Origin of the sequence: Pseudomonas silensiensis (assembly GCF_050434865.1) — a bacterium.
Classification (GTDB): domain Bacteria; phylum Pseudomonadota; class Gammaproteobacteria; order Pseudomonadales; family Pseudomonadaceae; genus Aquipseudomonas; species Aquipseudomonas fluorescens_W.
On the sequence record NZ_JBNDJH010000027.1, the window covers coordinates 57,424 to 82,407 of the forward strand.

At 59.4% G+C, this 24,984-nt stretch carries 22 protein-coding genes and 4 tRNA genes; 6 read left to right on the forward strand and 20 right to left on the reverse strand.

Features of this window, described 5'->3' with window-relative positions:
• The first annotated feature begins 39 nt into the window (after positions 1 to 39).
• Positions 40 to 438, forward strand: coding sequence for an HvfA family oxazolone/thioamide-modified RiPP metallophore (locus QF010_RS28615; RefSeq protein ID WP_033054319.1), 399 nt, complete (start codon positions 40 to 42; stop codon positions 436 to 438).
• Between the two features lie 62 nt (positions 439 to 500).
• Here QF010_RS28615 and QF010_RS28620 read toward each other — a convergent pair whose 3' ends face one another.
• From QF010_RS28620 to rluD, 8 genes are all read right to left on the reverse strand, one after another.
• Complete coding sequence (locus QF010_RS28620) at positions 501 to 2,126, reverse strand: methyl-accepting chemotaxis protein (RefSeq protein ID WP_429534425.1); 1,626 nt, start codon at positions 2,124 to 2,126, stop codon at positions 501 to 503.
• A gap of 167 nt (positions 2,127 to 2,293) precedes the next feature.
• Positions 2,294 to 2,370: transfer RNA gene (locus tag QF010_RS28625), tRNA-Pro, on the reverse strand.
• Positions 2,371 to 2,465: 95 nt separating this feature from the next.
• Positions 2,466 to 2,541 (reverse strand) — tRNA-Lys (locus QF010_RS28630).
• A gap of 5 nt (positions 2,542 to 2,546) precedes the next feature.
• Positions 2,547 to 2,623, reverse strand: a tRNA-Pro gene (locus tag QF010_RS28635).
• Between the two features lie 9 nt (positions 2,624 to 2,632).
• A tRNA-Asn gene (locus QF010_RS28640) sits at positions 2,633 to 2,708 on the reverse strand.
• A 298-nt stretch (positions 2,709 to 3,006) separates the two neighbouring features.
• Positions 3,007 to 5,571 carry an ATP-dependent chaperone ClpB gene (clpB, locus tag QF010_RS28645; RefSeq protein WP_429511878.1) on the reverse strand — a complete coding sequence of 855 codons (2,565 nt, stop codon included), beginning with the start codon at positions 5,569 to 5,571 and terminating at the stop codon, positions 3,007 to 3,009.
• Positions 5,572 to 5,701: 130 nt separating this feature from the next.
• Positions 5,702 to 6,427, reverse strand: coding sequence for a peptidoglycan editing factor PgeF (pgeF, locus tag QF010_RS28650; protein WP_429534426.1), 726 nt, complete (start codon positions 6,425 to 6,427; stop codon positions 5,702 to 5,704).
• Positions 6,424 to 7,386: a 23S rRNA pseudouridine(1911/1915/1917) synthase RluD gene (gene rluD / locus QF010_RS28655; protein ID WP_007942311.1), complete on the reverse strand. Its 963-nt coding sequence runs from the start codon at positions 7,384 to 7,386 to the stop codon at positions 6,424 to 6,426. Before rluD ends, pgeF begins: the two co-directional genes overlap by 4 nt.
• 151 nt (positions 7,387 to 7,537) lie before the next feature.
• Here rluD and QF010_RS28660 point away from each other — a divergent pair, with 151 nt between their 5' ends.
• The 4 genes from QF010_RS28660 to QF010_RS28675 all read left to right on the forward strand — a co-directional run bounded on the left by QF010_RS28660 (position 7,538) and on the right by QF010_RS28675 (position 11,838).
• A complete protein-coding gene (locus tag QF010_RS28660) occupies positions 7,538 to 8,560 on the forward strand; it encodes an outer membrane protein assembly factor BamD (RefSeq protein WP_033054313.1) in 1,023 nt (340 codons plus the stop codon).
• A gap of 122 nt (positions 8,561 to 8,682) precedes the next feature.
• The gene (locus tag QF010_RS28665) at positions 8,683 to 8,916 is read left to right on the forward strand and encodes a PP0621 family protein (protein ID WP_008037883.1); all 234 of its coding nucleotides are present in this window, start codon (positions 8,683 to 8,685) and stop codon (positions 8,914 to 8,916) included.
• The gene (locus tag QF010_RS28670; RefSeq protein WP_429534427.1) at positions 8,906 to 10,495 is read left to right on the forward strand and encodes a sensor histidine kinase; all 1,590 of its coding nucleotides are present in this window, start codon (positions 8,906 to 8,908) and stop codon (positions 10,493 to 10,495) included. Before QF010_RS28665 ends, QF010_RS28670 begins: the two co-directional genes overlap by 11 nt.
• A 2-nt stretch (positions 10,496 to 10,497) precedes the next feature.
• The gene (locus QF010_RS28675) at positions 10,498 to 11,838 is read left to right on the forward strand and encodes a sigma-54-dependent transcriptional regulator (protein WP_429534428.1); all 1,341 of its coding nucleotides are present in this window, start codon (positions 10,498 to 10,500) and stop codon (positions 11,836 to 11,838) included.
• A gap of 3 nt (positions 11,839 to 11,841) precedes the next feature.
• Here QF010_RS28675 and thiO read toward each other — a convergent pair whose 3' ends face one another.
• From thiO to QF010_RS28710, 7 genes are read right to left on the reverse strand one after another with little or no spacing between them, the layout of a single operon-like run.
• Complete coding sequence (gene thiO, locus QF010_RS28680; RefSeq protein ID WP_429534429.1) at positions 11,842 to 12,942, reverse strand: glycine oxidase ThiO; 1,101 nt, start codon at positions 12,940 to 12,942, stop codon at positions 11,842 to 11,844.
• Between the two features lie 56 nt (positions 12,943 to 12,998).
• Complete coding sequence (locus QF010_RS28685; protein ID WP_429534430.1) at positions 12,999 to 13,394, reverse strand: type IV pilin protein; 396 nt, start codon at positions 13,392 to 13,394, stop codon at positions 12,999 to 13,001.
• A 14-nt stretch (positions 13,395 to 13,408) separates the two neighbouring features.
• Positions 13,409 to 16,468, reverse strand: a complete 3,060-nt coding sequence (locus tag QF010_RS28690) for a pilus assembly protein (protein ID WP_429534431.1) — start codon at positions 16,466 to 16,468, stop codon at positions 13,409 to 13,411.
• Positions 16,455 to 16,934, reverse strand: coding sequence for a pilus assembly PilX family protein (locus tag QF010_RS28695; RefSeq protein ID WP_429534432.1), 480 nt, complete (start codon positions 16,932 to 16,934; stop codon positions 16,455 to 16,457). The genes QF010_RS28690 and QF010_RS28695 overlap by 14 nt, the downstream gene beginning before the upstream one ends.
• Positions 16,935 to 16,945: 11 nt before the next feature.
• Positions 16,946 to 17,659 (reverse strand): PilW family protein, encoded by a 714-nt coding sequence (locus QF010_RS28700; RefSeq protein ID WP_429534433.1) that lies wholly within the window; start codon positions 17,657 to 17,659, stop codon positions 16,946 to 16,948.
• A complete protein-coding gene (gene pilV / locus QF010_RS28705) occupies positions 17,656 to 18,105 on the reverse strand; it encodes a type IV pilus modification protein PilV (RefSeq protein WP_033054300.1) in 450 nt (149 codons plus the stop codon). Before pilV ends, QF010_RS28700 begins: the two co-directional genes overlap by 4 nt.
• A complete protein-coding gene (locus tag QF010_RS28710) occupies positions 18,102 to 18,575 on the reverse strand; it encodes a GspH/FimT family pseudopilin (RefSeq protein WP_429534434.1) in 474 nt (157 codons plus the stop codon). The genes pilV and QF010_RS28710 overlap by 4 nt, the downstream gene beginning before the upstream one ends.
• Positions 18,576 to 18,706: 131 nt before the next feature.
• Here QF010_RS28710 and QF010_RS28715 point away from each other — a divergent pair, with 131 nt between their 5' ends.
• Positions 18,707 to 19,264, forward strand: coding sequence for a GspH/FimT family pseudopilin (locus QF010_RS28715; protein ID WP_429534443.1), 558 nt, complete (start codon positions 18,707 to 18,709; stop codon positions 19,262 to 19,264).
• Here QF010_RS28715 and ispH read toward each other — a convergent pair.
• The 5 genes from ispH to ribF all read right to left on the reverse strand — a co-directional run bounded on the left by ispH (position 19,233) and on the right by ribF (position 24,979).
• On the reverse strand, positions 19,233 to 20,180 hold the full coding sequence (gene ispH / locus QF010_RS28720; protein ID WP_033054296.1) for a 4-hydroxy-3-methylbut-2-enyl diphosphate reductase: 948 nt from the start codon (positions 20,178 to 20,180) through the stop codon (positions 19,233 to 19,235). The two genes, QF010_RS28715 and ispH, sit on opposite strands and share 32 nt — an antisense overlap.
• Positions 20,181 to 20,246: 66 nt before the next feature.
• A complete protein-coding gene (gene fkpB / locus QF010_RS28725; protein WP_197281706.1) occupies positions 20,247 to 20,684 on the reverse strand; it encodes an FKBP-type peptidyl-prolyl cis-trans isomerase in 438 nt (145 codons plus the stop codon).
• A 7-nt stretch (positions 20,685 to 20,691) separates the two neighbouring features.
• Entirely contained in the window at positions 20,692 to 21,204 is a 513-nt protein-coding gene (gene lspA, locus QF010_RS28730; protein WP_033054294.1) for a signal peptidase II, read from the reverse strand.
• A complete protein-coding gene (ileS, locus tag QF010_RS28735) occupies positions 21,197 to 24,028 on the reverse strand; it encodes an isoleucine--tRNA ligase (protein WP_429534435.1) in 2,832 nt (943 codons plus the stop codon). The genes lspA and ileS overlap by 8 nt, the downstream gene beginning before the upstream one ends.
• Complete coding sequence (gene ribF, locus QF010_RS28740; RefSeq protein ID WP_008154932.1) at positions 24,029 to 24,979, reverse strand: bifunctional riboflavin kinase/FAD synthetase; 951 nt, start codon at positions 24,977 to 24,979, stop codon at positions 24,029 to 24,031.
• Between the last annotated feature and the right edge of the window lie 5 nt (positions 24,980 to 24,984).

Consider the following 24,984-nt stretch of genomic DNA (forward strand, 5'->3'; position numbering starts at 1 on the left):
TTATCGAACGGTTGTGTCGTGCAACCCAGGAGTATTGAAATGTCCCGTACCACCAAAAACACTATCGGTTTGCTCGGCGCTGTTTTGGCCGGTGGCATGATGTTGTCCGGCGCTGTGTTCGCCTCGCAACCTCTGACTCAGGGCTACCTGCTGGCCTCGGCTGAACAGGTGGTGAAGACCCCTGAAGGCAAATGTGGCGAAGGCAAGTGTGGCGATGCGTCGATGGCAAAAACCGACACCGATGGCGACGGCAAGGTATCCCGTGCCGAATTCCAGAAAGTCGCGCCCAAGTCCAATTTCGACAAGATCGACACCAACCATGACGGCTTCATCGACGAACAAGAGGCTTACAACAACGTGAAAGCCAACTTCGAAGCCAACGGCAAGAAAATGCCAAAAGGCCTGTTCGAGCACTTGAAAGACCAAGACGGCGCCTAAGTTACCGAGAACCACGCCGCGCTTTTCCGTCGAGAAGCGCGGCTTTTTTGCGTCTTGGAAATTTAAAGCTGGAAGCGCCGCACCATGCCCTGCAAGGCATTGGCCAGTTGTGACAGCTCATGGCTGGACGCGCTGGTCTGATCCGCCCCGGCGGCAGATCGCACCGACAGATCACGAATATTCACCAAATTGCGATCCACTTCCCGCGCCACCTGCGCCTGTTCTTCGGCAGCGCTGGCGATCACCAGATTGCGTTCATGGATCTGATGCACCGACGCGGTGATGGTCTGCAACGCTTCGCCCGCTCGCTCGGCCAGAGCCAATGTGCTGGCCGCACGGGTTGAGCTGGCCTGCATGGAATCCAGCGCCTGAGTTGAGCCGTTGCGCATGCCCTGAACCATTTGCTCGATTTCCTGAGTCGATTGCTGCGTGCGATAAGCCAAGGCGCGAACTTCGTCGGCAACCACCGCGAAACCGCGACCGCTTTCCCCGGCGCGCGCCGCTTCAATGGCAGCATTGAGGGCCAGCAAGTTGGTTTGCTCGGCAATCGCACGAATCACATCCAGCACCTTGCCGATCTCCTGAGACTGGTTAGCCAGGGACTGCACCAATCCGCCCGTGATCTGCACATCGCTGGCCAGGGCGCCGATGGCCGTGACTGTTTCGCTGACCCGCTCCTGGCCGGCGTGTGCGGACTCACTGGATTGGCGCGTGGCGTCGGAGGTCGACACCGCGTTGCGCGCGACCTCCTCCACCGCGGTGGTCATTTCAGTGACAGCGGTGGCCGCTTGTTCGATCTCGTTGTTCTGCTGTTGCAGGTTCTGCGTGCTGTCGAGGGTGACCGCATTCAACTCGTCAGCCGCTGTCGCCAATTGCGCGGCCGAGCCGCTGATACCTTGCAAGGTTTCACGCAGGTTGCGCTGCATGGTCGCCAACGCCTTGAGCAAGCGACTCACTTCATCGTTGCCATGGGTTTCGATGGGGCGCGTCAGGTCGCCTCGTGCCACGTTTTCTGCGGCATTCAGCGCTTCGTTCAACGGTTTGACGATGCTGCGGGTCAGCAGCATGGCCAGGCCGACGGTGGCCAATGCCGCCAATGCGATAAACAGGCTGACGATCATCCGCGATGTTTCGTAATGCGCTGCAGATTTCTGGCTCTCCGCGGCGACTTGTTTGGCGAACAGATCCGCCAGGTCAGTGAGCTGTTTGCCCGAACCATCGACCACGGTTTTCATATCGATCAGCAGCAGTTTGGTCAGTTCGTCACGGCGACCCTGTTCGGCCAGGGAGAACGATTGAGCAATACCGGAGCGATAAGCCGCGAAGGTGGTTTTGAACTGGTCATACAAGGCCTTGCCTTCGGCGGTGTTGACCAACTGATCATAAGCCGCAATCTTCTGGCTCAACTCTTTGTCGCGGGTGTCCATCTGGCCACGGTAGACAGATATGTTCTTCGGATCCTGATCCAGTGCCATGCGCAGGGAAATAGTGCGGATGCGCAGCATGATTTCGCGGATCTCGTCACCGCCGCGAATGCTCGGCAGCCATTGTTTCTCCACCGCCACCTCACTGTCACGAATGCTCGACATCTGCCCCAGGGCAAAAATCCCGAGCAAAGCGACCAATACGGCAATCAGGGCAAACCCCAAGGCTGCCCGAGGAGCGATATTTAACTGACGAAGCACCATAACGAACGCCTTTTTCTTGTAGTGGCCTGGATAAGGGGCGTTGTTTCGGCAGTACCCCGTCGCCTCGTTATCGGCAAGTTGTACGATGACTGAAGTGTTGTTTCTCGAAGATAAAAAATCGAAGACAAAAAAAATCCCCGTATCTTTCGATACGAGGATTTTTAATATGGTCGGGGTAAGGGGATTCGAACTCCTGACATCCTGCTCCCAAAGCAGGCGCGCTACCGGACTGCGCTATACCCCGGTAAAAAAAAGGCACCTTTTAAAGGCGCCTTCTGCGAACAGAGCTTTTGGCGTCTGATCTTAAGATCTGATCCCAGCGTGAACTGGTTTCAAAAATGGTGGGTCGTGTGGGATTCGAACCTACGACCAATTGGTTAAAAGCCAACTGCTCTACCAACTGAGCTAACGACCCAAAAATGGTCGGGGTAAGGGGATTCGAACTCCTGACATCCTGCTCCCAAAGCAGGCGCGCTACCGGACTGCGCTATACCCCGGCTTGAAATTGGCTCCGTGACCAGGACTCGAACCTGGGACCCAATGATTAACAGTCATTTGCTCTACCGACTGAGCTATCACGGAACAACATATTTCAATTTACAACTGTGAAGCTTGCTTCACCTCTTCGACCCGTTCGCATCGCTGCGTTCGTGTGTCTGAGGCGCGCTATTCTACAATCTTAAGCACCTCTGTCAACCCCCTAAATTGCTTTCAAGTTAATGATTTGCAACTTATTTCAGATTCCTGCTTGGGGAGCTGGAACCCTTCAGGGCGACTTACTGCGGGGCGCACTTTACAAGCCTTTTCCTTTAAGTTCAACAGCCTGGCGAAAAAAAGGCCTCACAATGCGAGGCCTCTTCAATTTTGCTGCCGCCGTGGATCAGACGAAGACGATTTCGTCGTTCTCCACGACACCCTTGGCGGTATCGCCCGGCATGAAACGACCAGACAGAATCAGCTGCGCCAGCGGGTTCTCGATCCAGCGCTGGATCGCTCGTTTGAGCGGCCGCGCGCCGTAAACCGGGTCGTAACCCACCGCGATCAGCTTATCCATGGCCTCAGGGCTGAGATCAAGCTTCAGCTCGCGTTCGGTCAGGCGACTGCGCAGGCGACCCAACTGGATCTCGGTAATACCTGCGATCTGATCCCGAGCCAACGGTTCGAAGATCACCACTTCATCGACCCGGTTGATGAACTCCGGCCGGAAGTGCCTGGAAATCGCATCCATCACCGCCGCACGCTGCGCTTCACGATCACCGACCAGTTCCTGGATCTGCACCGACCCCAGGTTGGAGGTCATGACAATCACGGTATTTTTGAAATCCACCGTGCGGCCATGACTGTCGGTCAGTCGGCCATCTTCCAGCACTTGCAGCAAGATGTTGAAGACGTCCGGGTGGGCCTTCTCGACCTCGTCCAGGAGGATCACCGAATAAGGCTTGCGACGCACCGCCTCGGTCAGGTAACCGCCCTCTTCATAGCCTACGTAGCCTGGTGGCGCGCCGATCAGACGAGCCACGGAATGTTTCTCCATGAACTCGGACATGTCGATCCGCACCATCGCCTCTTCCGTATCAAAGAGGAACTCGGCCAGCGCCTTGCACAGCTCGGTTTTACCGACACCGGTCGGGCCGAGGAACATGAACGAGCCGCTCGGGCGATTCGGATCGGACAAACCGGCACGGGACCGCCGCACGGCGTTGGAAACGGCAATCACCGCTTCGTCCTGGCCGATCACACGTTGGTGCAACAGGCTTTCCATCTTCATCAGTTTGTCGCGCTCGCCCTCGAGCATTTTCGACACCGGAATACCGGTCCACTTCGAAACGACTTCGGCGATCTCTTCTTCGGTCACCTTGCTGCGCAACAACTGGTTTTCAGTTTTGCCGTGCTGGTCGACCATTTGCAGGCTGCGCTCCAGGTCCGGGATGATCCCGTACTGCAATTCGGCCATGCGGTTCAGGTCGCCTTTGCGGCGGGCAGCTTCCAATTCCTGACGGGACTGTTCGATTTTCTGCTGGATCTGCGCAGAACCCTGGACTTCGGCTTTTTCCGCGTTCCAGATCTCTTCCAGGTCCGAGTACTCACGCTCGTGACGGACGATTTCTTCCTGGAGTTTTTCCAGGCGTTTCTTCGCCGCGTCGTCGCTTTCTTTCTTCAGCGCCTGGGATTCCACCTTCAGCTGAATCAGACGGCGTTCAAGGCGATCCAAAACTTCCGGTTTGGAATCGATCTCCATGCGGATGCGGCTTGCCGCTTCGTCGATCAAGTCGATGGCCTTGTCCGGCAGCTGACGGTCAGTGATGTAGCGATGACTGAGCTTGGCCGCAGCGATGATCGCGCCGTCGGTGATCGCCACCTTGTGGTGAACCTCGTAGCGCTCTTTCAGGCCACGCAGAATCGCGATGGTGTCTTCTTCGCTCGGCTCGTCCACCAGCACTTTCTGGAAGCGCCGTTCGAGGGCTGCGTCCTTCTCGATATATTGGCGGTACTCGTTGAGCGTGGTCGCGCCGACGCAGTGCAGTTCACCACGGGCCAACGCAGGCTTGAGCATGTTGCCCGCATCCATCGAGCCTTCGCCTTTACCGGCGCCGACCATGGTGTGCAGTTCGTCGATGAACAGAATGATCTGCCCTTCCTGCTTCGACAGTTCGTTCAGCAACGATTTGAGGCGCTCTTCGAACTCGCCACGGTACTTGGCACCGGCAATCAGCGACCCCATGTCCAGGGACAGCAGGCGTTTGCCTTTCAGTCCATCCGGCACTTCGCCGTTGATGATGCGCTGGGCCAGGCCTTCAGCGATGGCGGTTTTACCGACGCCAGGTTCACCGATCAGCACCGGGTTGTTCTTGGTACGGCGCTGCAGGACCTGAATGGTCCGGCGAATTTCGTCGTCCCGGCCGATCACCGGATCGAGCTTGCCTTCTTCGGCACGCTTGGTCAGGTCGACGGTGTATTTATCCAGCGCCTGGCGCGACTCTTCGTGGTTGGCGTCATTGACGGCCTCACCACCACGCAGGTTGTTGATCGCGTTTTCCAGGGCTTTCTTGCTGACGCCCTGGCCGAGCAACAACTTGCCGAGCTTGCTGTTCTCATCCATGGCGGCGAGCAACACCAGCTCGCTGGAAATGAACTGGTCGCCCTTCTGCTGGGCCAGGCGATCGGCCTGGTTGAGCAGGCGCGCCAAATCCTGCGACATGTTGACGTCGCCGGTCGGGTTCTGGATTTTTGGTAGTTGGTCGAGCTCTTTAGTCAGCTCTTTACGCAGGCTGTTGACGTCGAAGCCAACCTGCATCAACAGGGGTTTGATCGAACCACCCTGCTGCTCAAGCATGGCTTGCATCAAGTGCGCCGGTTCGATGCCCGGATGATCGAGGCCGACGGCCAGGGATTGGGCGTCGGACAAGGCTAACTGCAACTTGCTGGTTAAACGGTCTATACGCATGGGTCACCTTCCTTTTGAGCAGGCCGGACCTATAAAACATCCTGAATGAAGAAACCTGCCAGATACCGTTATAGATGCGGTCGATTCTGGAAGATTCAAGCGTCGTGACGTTGATGCAGGTCAGCTAATTCTAGCGTTCGAGCCAGACAAGAGAGGCAAACCGACCAGTACGTGGACTGCGGCGGTAAGAAAAGAAGCGAGGATCGGTCACGGTGCAGAAACCGCCACCATAAACAGCGGTGACGCCGCAAGCCGCCAGACGCAAACGCGCCAGCTCATAGATATCAGCCATGAATTTGCCAGCATTGGCACTCGGCACAAAGGCTTTGGCGGCTTCGGGCAATTGCTCGACGAAGGTTTCGCGCACTTCAGGGCCGACTTCAAAGGCTTGCGGGCCAATGGCCGGGCCGAGCCAGACCAATACGTCTTCTGGTGGCACGGCCAGACTGTCGAGGGTCGCTTCCAGCACACCCGCCGCCAACCCGCGCCAACCGGCATGAGCCGCCGCTACGCGAGTGCCGGCACGGTCACAGAATAGCGCTGGCAGGCAATCCGCAGTCATCGCCGTGCAGGCAATACCGGGCGTTGCTGTCCAGCTTGCATCGGCAGTGGCCACCTGGCTTGGGTCTGCGTGGGCCACGGCAATGCCGTGAACCTGCTTTAACCAGGCCGGTTGAATAGAGAAATGATCGGTGAGGCGACGGCGGTTTTCGGCAACAGCTTCGGGGCTGTCATCGACGTGATCGCCGAGGTTGAGGCTGTCGAACGGCGCCAGACTGACGCCGCCCGCACGGGTGGTCACACAGGCTTTCACCCCGGCAGGCGCAGGCCAGTCGGGAATCAGCCAGTCACTCATCCGATGAACGCCTCGCGGTCTTGCTTGAGCAGGGTCAGCAACCAGACGAAATCGTCCGGCAGTGGCGATTCCCAGCTCATGCGTTTACCGGTAGTCGGGTGATCCAGCTCCAGGAACCGCGCATGCAGCGCCTGACGCGGGAACGCCTTCAGCGATTCGACCATGGTCACACTGGCAGCCGGCGGAATGCGGAAACGACCGCCGTAGGCAGGGTCTCCGACCAACGGGTAGTTGATGTGGGCCATGTGCACACGAATCTGGTGCGTACGACCGGTTTCCAGCTTCACCCGCACGTGAGTGTGGGAGCGGAAACGCTCGAGCACGCGGTAATGGCTGACAGCTTGCTTGCCACCTTCCATCACGGCCATGCGCTGGCGCTGCTGACCGTGACGACCGATCGGCGCGTTGATCTTGCCGCCGGCCGTCACCACACCGATCACGATGCATTCGTAGATCCGGCTTACGCTGCGGCTCTGCAATTGCGTGACAAGCTGTGTCTGCGCCTGAATGGTCTTGGCCACCACCATCAGACCGGTGGTGTCCTTGTCCAGGCGATGCACGATACCGGCGCGGGGCACATTGATGATGTCCGGCACGTGGTGCAGCAAGGCGTTGAGCAAGGTGCCATCAGCGTGACCGGCGGCAGGATGCACCACCAGACCCGCGGGTTTGTTGATCACCAGGATGTCGTCATCTTCATAGACGATGTCCAGCTCGATGTCTTGAGCGATCCATTCGCCCTGAGCTTCCTGCTCGGCAGTGAGTTCAAGAATGGCACCACCGTGAACAATGTCTCGCGGGCGGATAACCGCCCCATCCACAGTCAGGCGGCCGTCTTTGATCCAGGCGGAAAGGCGCGAGCGCGAGTGCTCAGCGAATAATTGTGCGGCGACTTGATCGAGGCGTTGGCCGCCCAATTCGGACGGCACCTCTGCGCGAAGTTCAATTTTATCGGACATGCTCAGACTAGGCGTCGGCACAGCCTTTGGTTTCGGCTGCGCGCTTGTGGTTAAATACGGCGTCTTTTGCCCCGAGGCTATTCAACGGGGCACTCATCATAACAGGACGGCCCCGCCCAAGACAGCGGCCGTCATAGGGACGCAAGCCGCCATGCAAGTGAAACACCTGCTGCTGATCGCCATCCTCGCATTGACCGCTGCTTGCTCATCGAAGGAAGTCGTAGACGAAAACCTGAGCGAGGTCGAGCTGTACCAGCAGGCTCAGCACGATCTGGACAACAATAGCTACACCGCCGCCACAGCCAAGCTGAAGGCGCTGGAGTCGCGTTATCCGTTCGGTCGCTACGCCGATCAGGCTCAACTCGAGCTCATCTACGCCAACTACAAGAACACCGAGCCTGAAGCTGCGAAGTCCGCCGCCGAGCGCTTCATTCGCCTGCACCCGCAGCACCCGAACGTGGATTACGCGTATTACCTCAAGGGTCTGACTTCTTTCGACCAGGACGTCGGCCTGTTGTCGCGCTTCCTGCCGTTGGACATGACCAAACGTGACCCGGGTGCCGCTCGCGACTCCTACAACGAGTTCGCCCAGCTGACCAGCCGCTTCCCGAACAGCCGCTACTCGCCGGACGCCAAGCAGCGCATGATCTACCTGCGCAACCTGCTGGCGGCCTACGAGATTCACGTTGCCGACTACTACCTGACCCGTCAGGCCTATGTCGCTGCCGCGAACCGTGGTCGCTACGTGGTGGAAAACTTCCAGGAAACCCCTTCGGTCGGTGACGGCCTGGCGGTGATGACAGAGGCCTACCAGCGTCTGCATCTGGACGACCTGGCCGCCACCAGCCTCGAAACCCTGAAGCTCAACTACCCGAACCACCCAAGTCTGGTGGACGGTCAGTTCGTGCCATCGGTGGCCGAAGCCGACAACCGTTCGTGGTTGAGCAAGGCGACCCTGGGCCTGATCGAATCCCGTCCACCGCTGCCGCCGGGCGAAACCCGCGCCAACCAGGACGTGCAGAAGCAATTCCAGGACGCCAAGGACGCGATTCCGAACGATCTCAAGCCTAAAGATGAAAATGGCGACGTGATCGAAGAAGAGGAACACGACTCCGAAGCCAATAACAGCGACCGCTCGTGGTTCAGCTACATGACCTTCGGCGTGTTTGACTGACACATCGGGTTGTACAAAAAGGAGCCTTTCGAGGCTCCTTTTTTATGGGCTCGATGATTACGCTGTGCGCTGGTCATGTCCTTGGCTAAACTGGCTCATCACTCGTCGAATAGCAGCTCATCATGCTTCGTTTACTGTTCTGGATCGCCCTGATTGCCGCTGCGGTATGGTTCTGGCGCAAGTTCAAGGGCCAGGCTTCCGTGCCCAAGTCCCCTGCCGAGCTGGAAGCGGCCCCCATGGTCCGCTGCGCCCATTGCGGCGTACACCTGCCACGCGACCGCGCGCTGAGCCTTCAACAACAGTGGTATTGCAGCCAGGCTCATCTTGAGCAAGGCCCGGGTTCCAGTGATCGCTGAGACCTCCAGTCCCGGCAGCAAACAGGCCCAGCGACTGCTGCGTCTCTATCACTTTTACCGTTTGAGCGTCGGCATCACCCTGGTGCTGTTGATCTCCAGCAACATGGACAACCAGCTGCTGACGTCCGCCAATGACGACCTGCTGCGCAGAGGCAGCTGGTTTTACCTGGTGCTGAATATCTTGCTGGTGGTGTTCCTCGAGAACACTCGACGCCCGGCGCAACTGTTCAGCCTGGCGCTGACCGACGTCCTGCTGCTGTGCGGCTTGTTCTACGCCGCCGGCGGTGTGGCCAGCGCCATCGGCAACTTGCTGATCGTATCCGTAGCCATCAGTAACACCTTGTTGCGAGGGCGCATCGGCCTGCTGATTGCCGCCGTTGGCGCGCTGGGTATCGTCGGGCTGAGCTTCCTCCTGAGTCTCAGCCATCCCGCCACCCCCAACGATTACCTGCAAGTCGGCACGCTCGGCGCCCTGTGTTTTGCTGCGGCATTGCTGGTGCAAGGGCTGACCCGACGCCTGGAGGTCAGCGAAACCCTCGCCGAACAACGGGCCAGCGAAGTCGTCGGCCTCGAAGCCCTCAACGCACTGATCCTGCAACGCATGCGTACCGGCATCCTGGTACTCGACGACAAACGGCGGGTTCAACTGGCCAACCACAGCGCCTTGAACCTGTTAGGCAGGGACAATCTTGCAGGCCAACTGATAGATGACTACCTACCCAGCCTGGTCGAACGCCTGCAACTGTGGCTCAACAATCCGACGCTGCGCCCCCAGAGCCTGAAAGTCGCCAGTAGTGGTCTGGAGCTGCAACCGAGCTTCATTGCCCTGGACCAAAGCCCACACCACCAGACCCTGGTCTTTCTCGAAGACCTCGCGCAAATCGCCCAACAGGCCCAGCAATTGAAGCTCGCCGCCCTCGGTCGCCTGACTGCTGGTATCGCCCATGAAATCCGCAATCCACTGGGCGCCGTTAGTCATGCCGCGCAGCTATTGCAAGAATCAGAGGAACTGAACCGCGCGGATCGGCGTCTGACACAGATTATTCAAGACCACTCTCAGCGAATGAATCGGGTAATCGAAAACGTCCTGCAACTGTCCCGCCGCCAGCAAACCGTAGCGCAACGGCTTGATCTGAAGCCGTGGCTGGAGCAGTACGTCAACGAAAACCGCGAGGGGGCGACCGAGCATCAGCAGATTCATCTGCGCATCGGCTCAGGGGACTTCAAAACCCTGATGGACCCAGACCAACTGACCCAGATTCTCGACAATCTGTTGCGCAACGCCTGGCGCCATAGCGCCTTGAATCACGACCTGGCACAGGTCTGGCTGGAGTTGTTCGTCGACCCGGACAGCCAGCTGTCGGTCCTCGAGATCCTGGACGATGGCCCCGGCGTGGCACCGGAGCATCACGTGCACGTGTTCGAACCGTTCTTCACCACGAGCCCCCAAGGCACCGGCCTGGGGCTTTATCTGTCCCGTGAGCTGTGCGAATGCAACCAGGCCCGCCTAGACTTCAAACCACGCCAAGGCGGCGGCTGCTTTCGCATCACCTTTGCTCACGGACGGAAACAAAGTTGAACATGAGCCCACGGCAAAAAGTCCTGATCGTCGACGACGAACCGGATATCCGCGAACTCCTGGAAATCACCCTGGGACGGATGAAACTCGACACCTTCAGTGCCCGCAACCTCGGCGAAGCCCAGGCCCTGCTCTCACGAGAGACGTTCGACTTATGCCTCACCGACATGCGCTTGCCGGACGGCACCGGCCTTGAGCTGGTGCAACACATCCAGCAACGCCACCCCCAAGTACCGGTGGCAATGATCACCGCCTATGGCAGCCTGGAAACGGCCATCAACGCCCTCAAGGCCGGCGCCTTCGACTTCCTGACCAAACCGGTGGACCTCACTCGCCTGCGGGAACTGGTCAGTAGCGCACTTCGGTTGCCTGCGCCCGGCGGCACCGGCATCGCCATCAATCGCCGGCTGCTGGGTGATTCACCGCCCATGCGCGCCTTGCGCAAACACATCGACAAACTGGCCCGCAGCCAGGCGCCGGTGTACATCAGCGGCGAATCCGGCAGCGGCAAGGAATTGGTCGCACGACTGATCCATGAGCAAGGCCCCCGCGCCAGCCAACCGTTTATCCCGGTCAATTGCGGGGCGATTCCGTCGGAATTGATGGAGAGCGAATTTTTCGGGCATCGCAAAGGCAGCTTCAGCGGCGCCTTCGAAGACAAACCCGGCCTGTTCCAGGCGGCCCATGGCGGCACCTTGTTCCTCGACGAAGTGGCTGATTTGCCACTGGCGATGCAGGTCAAACTGCTACGGGCAATACAGGAAAAAGCCGTTCGCGGTGTCGGCGAGCAACAGGAAACCGTGGTCGATGTGCGTATTCTTTGCGCCACCCACAAAGACCTCGACGCCGAAGTCGCCGCCGAACGCTTTCGCCAGGATTTGTACTACCGGTTGAACGTGATCGAACTACGGGTGCCGCCCTTGCGTGAACGCCGTGACGACATCGAATCCCTCGCCAGCCATGTGCTCAAACGCCTGGCGATCAGCACTGGCCAACCCGCCGTGAAGCTCCACCCCCAAGCCCTCGACGCGCTGAAAAGCTATCGATTCCCCGGTAACGTGCGGGAACTGGAGAACGTGCTCGAACGGGCGCACACATTGTGCGAAAACAAACAAATTGAAACCAGCGACCTGCGACTGGCCGAAGGCAACTGCAACCCGGAAGGCGGTGTGCCGGACCTGACGCAGATCGACAATCTGGAAGACTACCTGGAAAACGTCGAACGCAACCTTATCCTCCAGGCCCTGGAAGAAACCCGCTGGAACCGCACGGCGGCGGCTCAGCGGTTGAATCTTTCATTCCGGTCGATGCGCTACAGGCTCAAGAAACTGGGACTCGATTGAGTCTCAGATCCGTCCAGTCGGTGCATATGGCGCCGGATCAATGATCGGCTCACGCCCCAGCATCACATCCGCAAACAACTGGCACGACGCAGGCGCCAGCACCAAGCCATTACGGTAATGCCCGCAATTGAGCCAAAGCCCTTCGAACCCTGGTACCCGACCGATGTAGGGAATGCCTTCCGGCGAGCCCGGTCGCAACCCGGCCCAGTGCCCCACAACTTCGGCATCCGCCAGTGCTGGAATCAACTCCACCGCCGACGCCTTCAGGCTCTCGAGGGCAGATTCGGTCGGCGTCTTGTCGAAGCCTTCATGCTCCAGCGTACTGCCGATCAGAATGTGCCCGTCGCGCCGAGGAATCGCATAACGCCCCTTGGCCAGAACCATGCTCGGCAGGAAATCCGCTGCGCATTTGTAGAGAATCATCTGCCCTTTCACCGGCTCGACCGGCAGCTCCAGATCCAGGCTCTTGAGTAAATCACCGCTCCAGGCACCCGCAGTCAGCACTACCTGATCGCCATGAATCGCTCCCGCCGAAGTCTGCACCCCGACCACCGTGGCGCCTTCACGGATAAACCCGCTGACTTCACACTGCTCATGAATCGTGACGTTCGGCAGCGCCAGCAACGCAGCCTTTAGGGACTTCACCAGCCGCGGATTACGCACATTGGCCACATCGGCCATGTAGATCGCCCGGGAAAAACCGCTCCCCAACACAGGCACCGCGTCGTGAGCCGCCGAGATATCCACAGCCCGCAACGGACGGTTTTCCCGCTCGGCCCAGGCCAGTGCCTCGGCCTCGTCATCCAGGTCCAGCCAGTACAACCCGGTGGTATGCACCTCGGGATCGACACCGGTGGCTGCAAACAGTCGCTCACCCAGCTGTGGATAATAATCCTGGGACCAGTGCGCCAACGCGGTGACGGCCGGGCTGTAGCGCCACGGGTAGAGCGGCGAGACGATGCCGCCGCCGGCCCAGGACGACTCCTGACCGACGTTCGAACGATCCAGCAGCACAACACTTTGCACTTCGGACGCGAGATTGAACGCTGTCAGCAGGCCAATCACGCCGCCGCCGACAATCACCACTTGCTGTTGCCTGGTCATGTTCTGATCCAACCGTTAAATAGACAGAGGGCACAAAAGGCACCCAAAAAAGAAACTCAGCGCCCCCAGCAATCCTTGGTCGCGGCCGTCGCATTGACCATGCTTCTGACGCCCGTGTTGGTGATGGTGAAATCACCGCACTTGTCAGCTGCCATGGCCTTGCCGGGCTTGCGCGCCGCCGTCAGCAGGAAGGTCTGATCGGTCAGGGTCGGGGTGATGGTATAGAAGTCATTACCGGCGCTCAGGCCGGTGGCATTGGTGTAGACATTATTCTTCGAATAGTAGCGTTCAAGGATCTGCGCTTGTTCGGAGAGCAGGCCGGCGACTTCAGTGCGGCGGCCCTTATTCACATACTCGGTGAGGCTCGGGTAGCCAATGGTGATGACGATCCCGATGATCGCAATCACGATCATGATTTCGATCAGGGTAAAACCTCGGTTGGATCTGCGCATGCCTCAACTCTCACTTACTGAATTTGTCGCCACATGATGCGACGGCTGCCGCCGCTGCCGGGCTTTTCCACCAGGGAGCTGATGCCACCGCTGGAGTCGTTCACAATCTTGCGGGCCGCATTGTTGACGATCGCGTTCAGCGTCGGAATACCACCGGTGAAAATCACCCCGCTGGAAATCGAATCCTTGATGTCGACCAGACCGTCGCCATTGCTGTCGAGCACCGCGTAATTGAGCATCTTACCGCTGAATGCATCCAGCTCGACCAGTTTGCCGGTACCGAAACTGGCGCATGGGTCGGTGGTGTCCACGCTGGCCGTGGTGAATACGATCCGGCCGGCCACCAGACTGGCCTGATTGATCACCCGCTCACCGGTTAGTACGTTGTTGTACACCAGCGGCAGGTACCAGCCTTTTTCCGCCGGATAGGTCACGTCGTTCTGGCTGGTGGTGATGAATTGCCCACTGCTACCGGAGAACACGCCGGTCACCGACTGCGCCTGCAAACTGGACGTTGTGATTTGCCCGGAGCCACCTTCCGCATCCCACACGGCATAGAACGCCTGAAGATCTTTATTGGTCTTGTCGGCCGTCTCGTTGAATTTACCGGTGCCGAAAAACACTTCCTTCCCTCCCAACGAATTGTCCGCCAGCAATGGCTGTGCGGTGATCGGCTGGGTGACGCCACCTGCGGTGGTAAACAGCGGTTTGCGGGAAAACGCCAGATCCCACGATTCCGGGGCCGTCGCGCTCAAATCAAACTTCCACAGCCGCCCCTTCAAATCGCCGCCATAAGCGGCCTGCACCACATTCTGTGAGTTGACCCGAAGTTTTACCGACGACAGGCCGTTGGTCGTCTCGGCGCCGTCGACCACTATCTTCTTGATCAGCGTGCCGTCGCGAATGTCGACGACGTACAACGCTGCCACCCCGGAGTTGCTGCCATAACCGTTGGAGATGAATGCCGCCCATCGACCGTCGGCCAAGCGTGCCACTTCCGGTCGTGCATAGGCATAACCCAGATCATTGAAAACGTTCGCCGTGTTTGCTGTGGCCGGTGCGCTGATCTCCCACAACGCCTTCGTTACGTTACCGGCCGATGCGTCGAACAGTTGGAGCGCATAGAAGGTTCGCCCTCCTGCCCCCGTCCCGCCCAACGCGAGGGTTTTCCAGGCACTGTTGAGCTGGGCATCGAACACACCCACCTGACCGTCCACCAGAAACTTGTGGCTCACCCCGTTTATGTAAGTGGGGTCAGCGATGTAGCGCAGTGACGGCAACACGCTGGACGGCATAAACGCGTAACGCCGTGTGCCATTGGACACGTTGATGACGTTTACAAAGCCGTCGTTAGCGTTCACCACGAGGCTGGCGTTCATGCTTGCCGCTTTGGTCGCCAGATAGGTGCTGTAGGTGGTGTCGCCGGACAGATCGGACGCGGTTTTATCCGTGGGCGATGCCAACGCCAACGGCGAATTGATGATGTCGCCAAGCAGCACACTGCGCACTTTCAGACCGGCCTTGTTGGTGCCCTTGCTCCACTCCACCAGATCGCTGCCGGTGATGCCGGTGGGCAAACCCTGGTTGAGGGAAGTTTGCTGGGCAGGGGAAAAACTGGCGTAGGCCAGCGTCACGGCCGCATTGGTCAGGGTGTTCCAGGATTGATAGGTCGGTGCCGTGGCACCGGGCACGATGGTGGTATCGGTTGTCCACAACACCGAAGCGGTGTTGACCGTGCCAGTGGAGGTAAACCCGTAGGACTTGATCGTGCCGCGCCAATCCTTGGGATCGTAACTGGTCTGAAAGTAACTCGTACCGCTGGCCAGAGTGGTCCCGCTGGCGACGCCACTGCCGCCGGAGCCGGCCTTGGAGGTGATGTCGCTCAGCGCCGACGACAGTGCGCTGTTGAGGCCTGTACTGTCGGTAGCCTGGTAATACTTGCCCTGCCCGTAAGTCGCCGCGTCCGACAACATCGGGTTCGCAGTGGCGAAACCGACGGTGTAGGTGTTCATGTTCTGCTTTGGAAAATCCGCTGCGTCCCAGTTTTTGTTCGCAGAATCGGTACCGGTCGTGCGCATGTCGATGTCGAAGGCGAACTTGGCGATGTCATCCAGGTAAAGCGTATCGCCCTCATCGTCGCCGCCGGGACCATCGTTGTTTACACCGTCCCAATTGGGCAGTCGTGTACCGCCCAAGGGATCAGTGGTCGGGAAGGTCCTGTCAAAGGTGGGCAAGCCGTCAGTAATCACCACACCATAGTTTTTCTGGCAACGGTACTGGATCGGACTGGTGTAGGTCGCAGGCGTCGAGTTGTAGAACGGCGCCATGCCGCGCATGTAGCGGGTGACTTCGTAATAGGCTTCTGCCAATGGGGTATTGGCGACTGCATTCAAGCCGTTGATCGACGAAACAAGGTTATTAAAGTTGCTCTCCACCGACAGGTCGCTAATGGAACGGGCGATGTAGCCACCATTGCCAGAGTTGTAGATGGTGGCTGGGTTGAACGTCGCCAGGCCTATGCGCAGCCCACGGTTAGTGGTCACCAGATCAGTGGAGACTTTGCGCGCAACGTTCATCCGGTAATCGGTGGGGATTGAGCCAGTGGTGAAATCCTTGGTCGAACTGTTCGCCAGACTGATCAGGTAAGACAGGTAATTGGCCGAGTAACGGGTGTTCTCGCCGCCCACCGGATCGGGCAGTTTCAGGCAAAACGAATTCGCCCCCTGAGAGCCTTTAAAAAAACCAACATAACCTGACGCACAGCCACCGCGATTGAGGCTGGACAGAAAAATATTGGTGTCGGTCATGTCGAGATTTTGCCCTTCCTTGCAGGAGCCATCTGAACTGCAGATGGTCACCTGAGGGCGATTTGTGACCGTCGGATCGAAACCCGCCGCCCAGACGATGCTGTTCATGCTGCCCGAATCGTCAATCAACAGCATCACGTTAGGCGCGACAGCCGCGGCGCTCAACAGCGGAGAATCCGACGGTGTGAAGGCATACGCTGGCGCTGAGAGATAAAACCCCAATAGCACGCCGCAAACCAGGCGCCACAGCTGTTTAGTACTTCGCATAAATACTCTCCACCACACTGCGCGAGTTGCCCGCGATGCCGACTGCGGTCACCCGGTACAGCGTTGTCGAGGTGTTGCTTGGCACATTCACGGCGGTCAGGGTGGTGCCGATGTTCTGCACCCCGTAAAAACCGCTGCCGGAGGCGATCCAGGTCACCCCCGAGGTGGAATTGAAGCCGGCGCCGGTGATTGTCAACGACTCGGCCGGTGGCGCGCATTGGGTGGTGCCGCTGCAGACCGGCAACGAATAGGTCTCCAGTTGCACTGCGCTTTCACCTACGCGCAACGCCGACTCGGCGCCCTGGAACGACTGATTGCGCAAGGTCACGCTGGCCGCCATTTTTTCCTGCAGCGTGGCGTTTTGCATCGATGAAAGGCCGATCAGTGTCAACAACAGAAGAAACACCAGGCTGACCAACAGCGCCATGCCACGCTGGGCGTGAGGGGTCACGGGAGCAATACTCATCGGCCCGCCTCTCATTGCAAGCGGTTGCGCAGAGCGGCAACCACGTTGAAGGTTTGATTGCGCACCCGGTTGTTCGGGTCGGTGAGGGTCAATGTCAGGCGAACACTACGAATGCGCGCCGGATCAGAGGGGTTGCTGCTGTAACTGGAGGCGGCCACATCCGTAGCGGAACTGGCGAGACCAAAGCTCACGTTGAAGGCACTGACGTTGTTCACCAGCACCGCCTGAGCCGGCGTGCCGGGACCGACACCCATCAGCAGTTGATTGTTGCTGAAGCTGTAGATCAGGCGCCGGATCGGAAACGCCAGCTCGCCCGACGCCGGAACCCGGACGCCGGTGTAGGCCGTTGCGGTGTTCCGACAATCGGAAACCACCGTCCAGTTCGGTACCCCGCCACTACCGCCGACATCCGCAGTCACCAGGGTCAGTTTGAGGTTGGCGTTGTCCCAACTGATGGGTGTTGTCTGAAAGGCATTGAAGTCACCCGCCGAGCTTGAATCAGTGACCGTCCCCAGACATCCGAACATGCCGACCATGCGAATTTCCTGAATTAGTTTGCTCAGCACGAAACGCGCATCTTCCTGCATGGCGGCAGCGGCGTTCTGGCTGACATAGGTGTTCTTGGCCGCGATGAAAATCTGCGCCACGCCCAGGACCACGACCAAACTCAGCGCCAGGGCGATCAGTAACTCGATCAGGCCGAAACCTCTATTGGACCGGTTCATGGCGTCGGCACCGGATCGACGGTGGCGCGACTGGTCAGGACGAAACTGCGCCGTGAATCGGCGATGTTCGCAGCCCGAGAGTCATCCCAGGTGATGGTGATGGTGTACACCTGCTTATTGAGCGTAACGCTGCCGGTGGCGGTGGCGCCGCCGAAATTGACAATGTTGGTGGTGAAGTCGTAGAGGTCCTGATCCCGGGCGACGCTCAGGTTGCCTGAGGTCGGTGGCGTGACGGTGTAGTCGGCACCGGAGTTGGCGCGAATGCGGTCCATCATGTCGTAGGCGATAAAACTGGCCTGGCTGGTCATCCGCGAACTGTCGGTGTATTTGAGCGCATTGAGCTGAATCGCCGCAGCCCCTAACAGCCCCACGCTCAGAATCAACAACGCAACCAAGACTTCGATCAGCGTCATGCCCTCCTGTGCACGCTTGCTCCATCCCCTCATCCGCAGTTTCCACCCAATAGAATTCGTCCGTTCAAACACACATTCAGCGTCCTGCTTTGCGCCCCCAGGACATAGCTGATCACTACCGCCGTGGACGGTGCCGATAACCCGCCAAGGTTGTTGAAATCAATGGCGGTCACTCCTGAGGTTAGCGTCAGAGTCGCCCCGCTGCTCATCGCTGGAACAACCCGCAATACATTGGCCAATTTGCCAGTACCGTCATAAACCGAGAGTTCTCCGGTCCAGACCCCGCCCTCCGTCGTCGGCCGAAGCCGGGTGGTGATGCCCCGGTTGATCGCCTCAAGTCGGGCGAAATTCAGACCGCGTTGCAGATCGCCAATTTCGGTGTCGGCCTTGGTGATTTGCACCGAACGGGTAAACGCCGGTACGGCCAGCGTGATCAGGATCAGAAACACCGCGAGCGCGATCAGCAGCTCGATCAGCGTGAAACCTTTTGTACGATGATCCATCGGTGCGCTCCGTTGCCGTCGGCTATACCTGCTTCTACACGCTAGAGCATTCGACCGGCAGGTGTTCGATTGTTTTGCCATTACTCGCGCAGGGATCGCGCGGGCCGCAGCACTCCAGGGAGGGAGATGACATGCATCAGCGAGGTTTCAGCCTGATCGAACTGCTTATGGGACTGACAATTGTCGGGATTGTTCTGCTGTTGGTCAGTCCGGCATTTGCAGCACTGACTGAATCGAACCATCGCGAGCAGGTGGCAGAGTCGCTTATCAGCGGTATACGCAACGCCAGAACCGTTGCCATCACACGCAACCAGAGTGTTGTGATTCACGCCATCAACGGCGACTGGAGTCAGGGCTGGCGGATCATTCTGGATATCAGTGGTAAAGGGGCGGAGGACAACAGCAATCCGCTGCTGGTTGAGCGCGCGAGTGGCACTCAGGTGCCGATTGTCGGCAATTGGCCGGTCAGGCGATACATACGTTTCAACAGTATTGGCGAGCCACAGATGCCCGGACGGGCCTTTCAAGCGGGGACACTGCACATTTGCGCAGCCCGCGAACCGGTCACTCAGCTCCAGGTGGTGCTGGCCGCGACCGGCCGCGTCAGCCTGCGCAGCCATCAGGCTGAGCAGGCGCTGTGCCCAGGGGGCAAAAGCGTTAAAGCAGGGAGCGGACGCGCAGTTCTTTAGGCATGGAGAAGGTGATGTTCTCCTCGCGACCGGCCAGTTCATCGGCACCGGTAGCGCCCCACGCCTGCAACTGCTGGATCACGCCACGCACCAGCACTTCCGGGGCGGAGGCGCCAGCGGTGATGCCGATTCGCTCGACACCGTCGAACCAGCTCTTTTGCAGGTCTTCGGCACCGTCGATCAGGTAGGCCGGGGTGGCCATGCGCTCGGCCAGTTCACGCAAGCGATTGGAGTTGGAGCTGTTCGGGCTGCCGACCACCAAGACCACGTCGCATTCGTCGGCCAGTTGCTTGACCGCGTCCTGACGGTTTTGCGTGGCGTAGCAGATGTCGTCCTTGCGCGGGCCACCGATCGCCGGGAAGCGTGTACGCAGGGCGTCGATGACGCGGCTGGTATCGTCCATGGACAGGGTGGTCTGGGTCACGAACGCCAGTTTTTCAGGATTGTTCACCTGCAAGGCGGCGACGTCTTTTTCATCTTCGACCAGATAGATCGCGCCACCATTGCTGCCATCGTACTGGCCCATGGTGCCTTCGACTTCCGGGTGACCGGCGTGGCCGATGAGGATGCATTCACGGCCGTCGCGGCTGTAGCGTGCCACTTCGATGTGTACCTTGGTCACCAGCGGGCAAGTGGCGTCGAACACCTTCAGGCCACGACCGGCGGCTTCGGTGCGCACGGCCTGGGAAACACCGTGGGCACTGAAGATCACGATGACGTCGTCCGGCACCTGATCCAGCTCTTCGACGAAGATCGCCCCGCGAGCACGCAGGTCTTCGACGACGAATTTGTTGTGGACCACTTCGTGGCGCACGTAGATCGGCGGCCCGAAGACTTCCAGGGCGCGGTTGACGATTTCGATCGCCCGGTCCACACCGGCGCAGAAGCCACGGGGGTTGGCGAGTTTGATTTGCATGCTGTGCCTCGTGTCTTGCGCGCAGAAAGAATGCTGACCCCGCCCGACCAGAGTCGGGCGAAGGTTTTACAGTGCTATGACGTTGATGATCTCGACGTCAAAGGTCAATGTCTTGCCGGCCAACGGGTGGTTGAAGTCGATGGTCACTTGCTCATCATCGAATTCTTTCACCACACCAGGCAGCTCAGTATTGGCCGCATCGTTAAAGATCACCAGCAACCCAGGCGACAGCTCCATATCCTTGAACTGCGTGCGCGGGATGATCTGTACGTTCTGCGGGTTGGGTTGGCCAAAAGCGTTTTCCGGCTGAATCGTCAGCGTACGCTTGTCGCCAGCCTTGAAGCCGAACAGCGCAGCTTCGAACCCTGGCAACAGGTTGCCGTCACCGACCTTGAAGGTCGCCGGGGCTTTGTCGAAGGTGCTGTCGACGGTGTCGCCATTCTCCAGGCGCAGTGCAAAGTGCAAAGTGACTTCCGTGTTCTGGCGGATGCGTTGCTCAGCCAATACCTGTTCAGTCATGAACGGCTTCTCCGGTTTTCTTGCTTTTGAACATGTCCAGCGCAAGCATTACGGCACCGACAGTGATTGCACTGTCGGCAAAGTTGAACGCCGGGAAATACCAGCGGTTCTGCCAATGCACCAGAATGAAATCGATCACATGGCCCAGGGCAATGCGGTCATACAGATTGCCCAGCGCGCCGCCCAGTACCAGCGCCAAAGCGACGGCCAGCCAGGTTTCATTGCGCCCAAGACGTTTGAGCCATACCACCAGCACCGCACTGACCACGACCGCGATCAGGGCAAACAGCCAGCGCTGCCAGCCGGAGCTGTCGGCCAGGAAGCTGAACGCCGCGCCCGTGTTGTAGGCCAGGGTCCAGCTGAACAAATCGGGGATCACCACGATTTGCTGGTACATCTCGAGCTTGCCTTCGAAGTAGAACTTGCTGGCCTGGTCGATGACCAGGACCAGCAAACTCAACCAGAGCCAGCTCAGCCGTCCGAAACGGCCAGCCGCATTAGGCATAGTGACGAACCTCGCCAGCGCCGCTGATGTTATCGACGCAACGACCGCAGATTTCCGGATGCTCCGGGTTCACGCCGACGTCTTCACGGCAGTGCCAGCAACGGGCGCACTTGGCGTGGCTCGACTTGACCACTTGCAGTTTCAAACCGCTGACTTCGGTGACCACGGCATCGGCCGGCGCCTGCACGAACGGTGCAACGGTCGCGGTCGAGGTGATCAGTACGAAGCGCAGTTCGTTGCTCAGCTTGGCCAGGTCGGCGCTCAGCGCCTCTTCGGCGAACAGCGTCACTTCGGCTTGCAGGTTGCCACCGACGGCCTTGGCCGCGCGCTGGATTTCCATTTCCTTGTTGACCGCGACCTTCACTTCCATGATCCGCTCCCAGTAGGCGCGGCCCAGTTCGACGTCTGCCGGCAGTTCGGTCAGGCCTTCGTACCAGGTGTTGAGCATTACCGATTCGTTACGCTCGCCCGGCAGGTATTCCCACAGTTCGTCGGCGGTGAATGCCAGGATCGGCGCGATCCAGCGCACCAGCGCTTCGGAGATGTGGTACAGCGCGGTTTGCGCCGAACGGCGGGCCTTGCTGTTGGCGCCAGTGGTGTACTGACGGTCCTTGATGATGTCGAGGTAGAAACCGCCCAGCTCCTGCACGCAGAAGTTGTGAATCTTGGAGTAGACGTTCCAGAAACGGTATTCACCGTAGTGCTCTTGCAGCTCGCGTTGCAGCAGCAGGGTGCGGTCCACGGCCCAACGGTCCAGCGCCAGCATTTCTTCGGCCGGCAGGATGTCGGTGGCCGGGTTGAAGCCAGTCAGGTTCGAGAGCAGGAAGCGTGCGGTGTTACGAATACGCCGATAAGCGTCCGCACTGCGCTGCAGGATCTGCTCGGAAACCGCCATTTCACCCGAGTAATCGGTGGAAGCAACCCACAGACGCATGATGTCGGCGCCCAGGGTGTCGTTGACCTTTTGCGGTGCGATCACGTTGCCCAGGGACTTGGACATCTTGCGGCCGGACTCATCGACGGTGAAGCCGTGAGTCAGCAGCTCGCGGTATGGCGCGTGGTCGTCGATGGCGCAACCGGTCAGCAACGACGAGTGGAACCAGCCACGGTGTTGGTCCGAACCTTCCAGGTACAGGTCGGCACGTGGACCGGTCTCGTGACCCACCGGGTGCGAACCGCGCAGAACGTGCCAGTGCGTGGTGCCCGAGTCGAACCAGACATCGAGGGTGTCGCTGATCTTGTCGTATTGCGGCGCTTCGTCACCGAGCAACTCGGCCGCGTCCATCTTGAACCAGGCCTCGATGCCTTCGACTTCGACGCGCTTGGCGACTTCTTCCATCAATTCAGCGGTACGTGGGTGCAGCTCGCCGCTTTCCTTGTTCAGGAAGAACGGGATCGGCACGCCCCAGTTGCGCTGACGGGAGATGCACCAGTCCGGACGGTTGGCGATCATCGAGTGCAGGCGCGCCTGGCCCCAGGCCGGGACGAACTTGGTGTCTTCGATGGCTTTGATCGCCCGCTTGCGCAGGGTGTCGCCGGTCACAGGTTCTTTGTCCATGCCGATGAACCACTGCGCGGTGGCGCGGTAGATCAGCGGGGTCTTGTGACGCCAGCAGTGCATGTAGCTGTGTTCGATGATGCTGGTGTGCAGCAGCGCACCCACTTCGGTCAACTTGTCGACGATGGCCGGGTTGGCCTTCCAGATGAACTGGCCGCCGAAGAACTCCAGCGACGTTGCGTAAACGCCGTTGCTCTGTACCGGGTTGAGGATGTCGTCGTTGACCATGCCGTACTTCTTGCAGGTCACGAAGTCGTCTACGCCATAGGCTGGCGAGGAGTGAACCACACCGGTGCCAGCGCCCAGCTCAACGTATTCGGCCAGGTAAACCGGCGACAAACGGCCGTAGAACGGGTGGCGGAAGTTGATCAGTTCCAGCTCTTTACCGGTGGTGGTCGCGATAACCGAGCCTTCCAGGCTGTAACGGGCCAGGCACGACTCGACCAGCTCTTCAGCCAGAACCAGCAGTTTGTCGCCGACGTCGACCAGGGCGTAGTTGAATTCCGGGTGAACGTTCAACGCCTGGTTGGCCGGGATGGTCCACGGGGTGGTGGTCCAGATCACGATCGAAGCGGGTTTGCCCAGCGATGGCAGACCGAAAGCGGCAGCCAGCTTGGCTTCGTCGGCAATCGGGAATGCCACGTCGATGGTCGAGGACTTTTTGTTCTCGTACTCGACTTCCGCTTCAGCCAGGGCCGAACCGCAGTCGAAGCACCAGTTCACAGGCTTCAGGCCCTTGAACACGAAACCGCCCTTGACGATTTCTGCCAGGGCGCGGATTTCGCCGGCCTCGTTTTTGAAGTCCATGGTCTTGTACGGGTTGGCGAAATCGCCCAACACGCCCAGACGGATGAATTCGGACTTCTGGCCTTCGATCTGCTCGGTGGCGTAGGCACGGCACAGTTCGCGGGTCTTGTCCGCGCCCAGGTTTTTACCGTGGGTCACTTCGACTTTGTGCTCGATCGGCAGACCGTGGCAGTCCCAGCCCGGAACATAAGGCGCGTCGAAACCCGACAGGGTTTTCGAGCGGATGATCATGTCCTTGAGAATCTTGTTCAGCGCATGACCGATGTGAATCGTGCCGTTGGCGTACGGAGGACCGTCGTGAAGTACGAACTTCGGACGATCCTTGCCAATCTCGCGCAACTTACCGTACAGGCCAATGCTGTCCCAGCGCTGCAGAATCTGCGGTTCGCGCTGAGGCAGGCCGGCCTTCATTGGGAAGGCGGTGTCCGGAAGGTTTAGCGTGGCTTTATAGTCGGTCATTTAAGGCTCTTCATTAGCGATTGGCGCTAGGTGCGACAGGGCACGGGCGGCGGCAACATCCGCATTGATCGCCGTCTTAAGCGCCTCCAGAGAGGCGAAACGCTGCTCTTCACGCAGCTTGTGGTGGAAAACCACCGTCAAACGCCGGTCATACAGATCGCCGGCAAAATCTAAAAGATGCACTTCGAGGTGGGCTTTGCCATCACCTTGAACGGTTGGCCGCACGCCAATGTTGGCGACGCCCGGCCAGGTCTTGCCGTCGATGTCGACGTTGACCAGGTAAACCCCGGTCAGCGGCACGCGGCGACGCTTGAGTTGTATGTTGGCCGTGGGCGTACCCAACTGGCGCGCCAGCTTCTGGCCATGCAGGACCCGCCCGGCAATCCGGAAGGGACGACCGAGCAATCGCTCGGCCAGGGCAAAATCGGCAGCGGCGAGGGCATTGCGGACCTGGGTGCTGCTGACGCGAATACCGTCCAGCTCGACGGTTTGCGCCGCTTCGACGGTAAACCCTTGCAGGACGCCAGCCTGTTGCAGGAAATCGAAATCCCCTACCCGGTCGCAGCCGAAACGGAAATCGTCACCGACCTCAAGATGTTGTACACCGAGGCCGTCCACCAGAATGGTGTCGACGAATTCGGCGGCGCTGAGCTTGCTCAAGCGCTGGTTGAAGGCCAGGCACAGGACCCGGTCGACACCTTCCTCGGCCAGCAGCTGCAGTTTGTCCCGCAGCCGGGCCAGACGGGCCGGCGCCGTGTCCGGGGCGAAAAACTCCCGCGGCTGCGGCTCAAAAATCACCACGCAGCTGGGCACGCCCAACTCGAGCGCACGCTCACGGAGCCTCGCCAGGATAGCCTGGTGGCCACGGTGAACACCGTCAAAGTTGCCAATAGTGGCGACACAGCCCCGATGCTGGGGGCGCAAGTTGTGGAGGCCTCGAACCAGCTGCATAACGC

Excerpts from the sequence above, each read along its gene's own strand:
- QF010_RS28615 (WP_033054319.1), top strand. The coding sequence starts at position 40 with ATGTCCCGTACCACCAAAAACACTATCGGTTTGCTCGGCGCTGTTTTG.
- QF010_RS28620 (WP_429534425.1), bottom strand. The coding sequence starts at position 2,126 with ATGGTGCTTCGTCAGTTAAATATCGCTCCTCGGGCAGCCTTGGGGTTT.
- clpB (WP_429511878.1), bottom strand. The coding sequence starts at position 5,571 with ATGCGTATAGACCGTTTAACCAGCAAGTTGCAGTTAGCCTTGTCCGAC.
- pgeF (WP_429534426.1), bottom strand. The coding sequence starts at position 6,427 with ATGAGTGACTGGCTGATTCCCGACTGGCCTGCGCCTGCCGGGGTGAAA.
- rluD (WP_007942311.1), bottom strand. The coding sequence starts at position 7,386 with ATGTCCGATAAAATTGAACTTCGCGCAGAGGTGCCGTCCGAATTGGGC.
- QF010_RS28660 (WP_033054313.1), top strand. The coding sequence starts at position 7,538 with ATGCAAGTGAAACACCTGCTGCTGATCGCCATCCTCGCATTGACCGCT.
- QF010_RS28665 (WP_008037883.1), top strand. The coding sequence starts at position 8,683 with ATGCTTCGTTTACTGTTCTGGATCGCCCTGATTGCCGCTGCGGTATGG.
- QF010_RS28675 (WP_429534428.1), top strand. The coding sequence starts at position 10,498 with ATGAGCCCACGGCAAAAAGTCCTGATCGTCGACGACGAACCGGATATC.
- thiO (WP_429534429.1), bottom strand. The coding sequence starts at position 12,942 with ATGACCAGGCAACAGCAAGTGGTGATTGTCGGCGGCGGCGTGATTGGC.
- QF010_RS28685 (WP_429534430.1), bottom strand. The coding sequence starts at position 13,394 with ATGCGCAGATCCAACCGAGGTTTTACCCTGATCGAAATCATGATCGTG.
- QF010_RS28690 (WP_429534431.1), bottom strand. The coding sequence starts at position 16,468 with ATGCGAAGTACTAAACAGCTGTGGCGCCTGGTTTGCGGCGTGCTATTG.
- QF010_RS28695 (WP_429534432.1), bottom strand. The coding sequence starts at position 16,934 with ATGAGTATTGCTCCCGTGACCCCTCACGCCCAGCGTGGCATGGCGCTG.
- QF010_RS28700 (WP_429534433.1), bottom strand. The coding sequence starts at position 17,659 with ATGAACCGGTCCAATAGAGGTTTCGGCCTGATCGAGTTACTGATCGCC.
- pilV (WP_033054300.1), bottom strand. The coding sequence starts at position 18,105 with ATGAGGGGATGGAGCAAGCGTGCACAGGAGGGCATGACGCTGATCGAA.
- QF010_RS28710 (WP_429534434.1), bottom strand. The coding sequence starts at position 18,575 with ATGGATCATCGTACAAAAGGTTTCACGCTGATCGAGCTGCTGATCGCG.
- QF010_RS28715 (WP_429534443.1), top strand. The coding sequence starts at position 18,707 with ATGCATCAGCGAGGTTTCAGCCTGATCGAACTGCTTATGGGACTGACA.
- ispH (WP_033054296.1), bottom strand. The coding sequence starts at position 20,180 with ATGCAAATCAAACTCGCCAACCCCCGTGGCTTCTGCGCCGGTGTGGAC.
- lspA (WP_033054294.1), bottom strand. The coding sequence starts at position 21,204 with ATGCCTAATGCGGCTGGCCGTTTCGGACGGCTGAGCTGGCTCTGGTTG.
- ileS (WP_429534435.1), bottom strand. The coding sequence starts at position 24,028 with ATGACCGACTATAAAGCCACGCTAAACCTTCCGGACACCGCCTTCCCA.
- ribF (WP_008154932.1), bottom strand. The coding sequence starts at position 24,979 with ATGCAGCTGGTTCGAGGCCTCCACAACTTGCGCCCCCAGCATCGGGGC.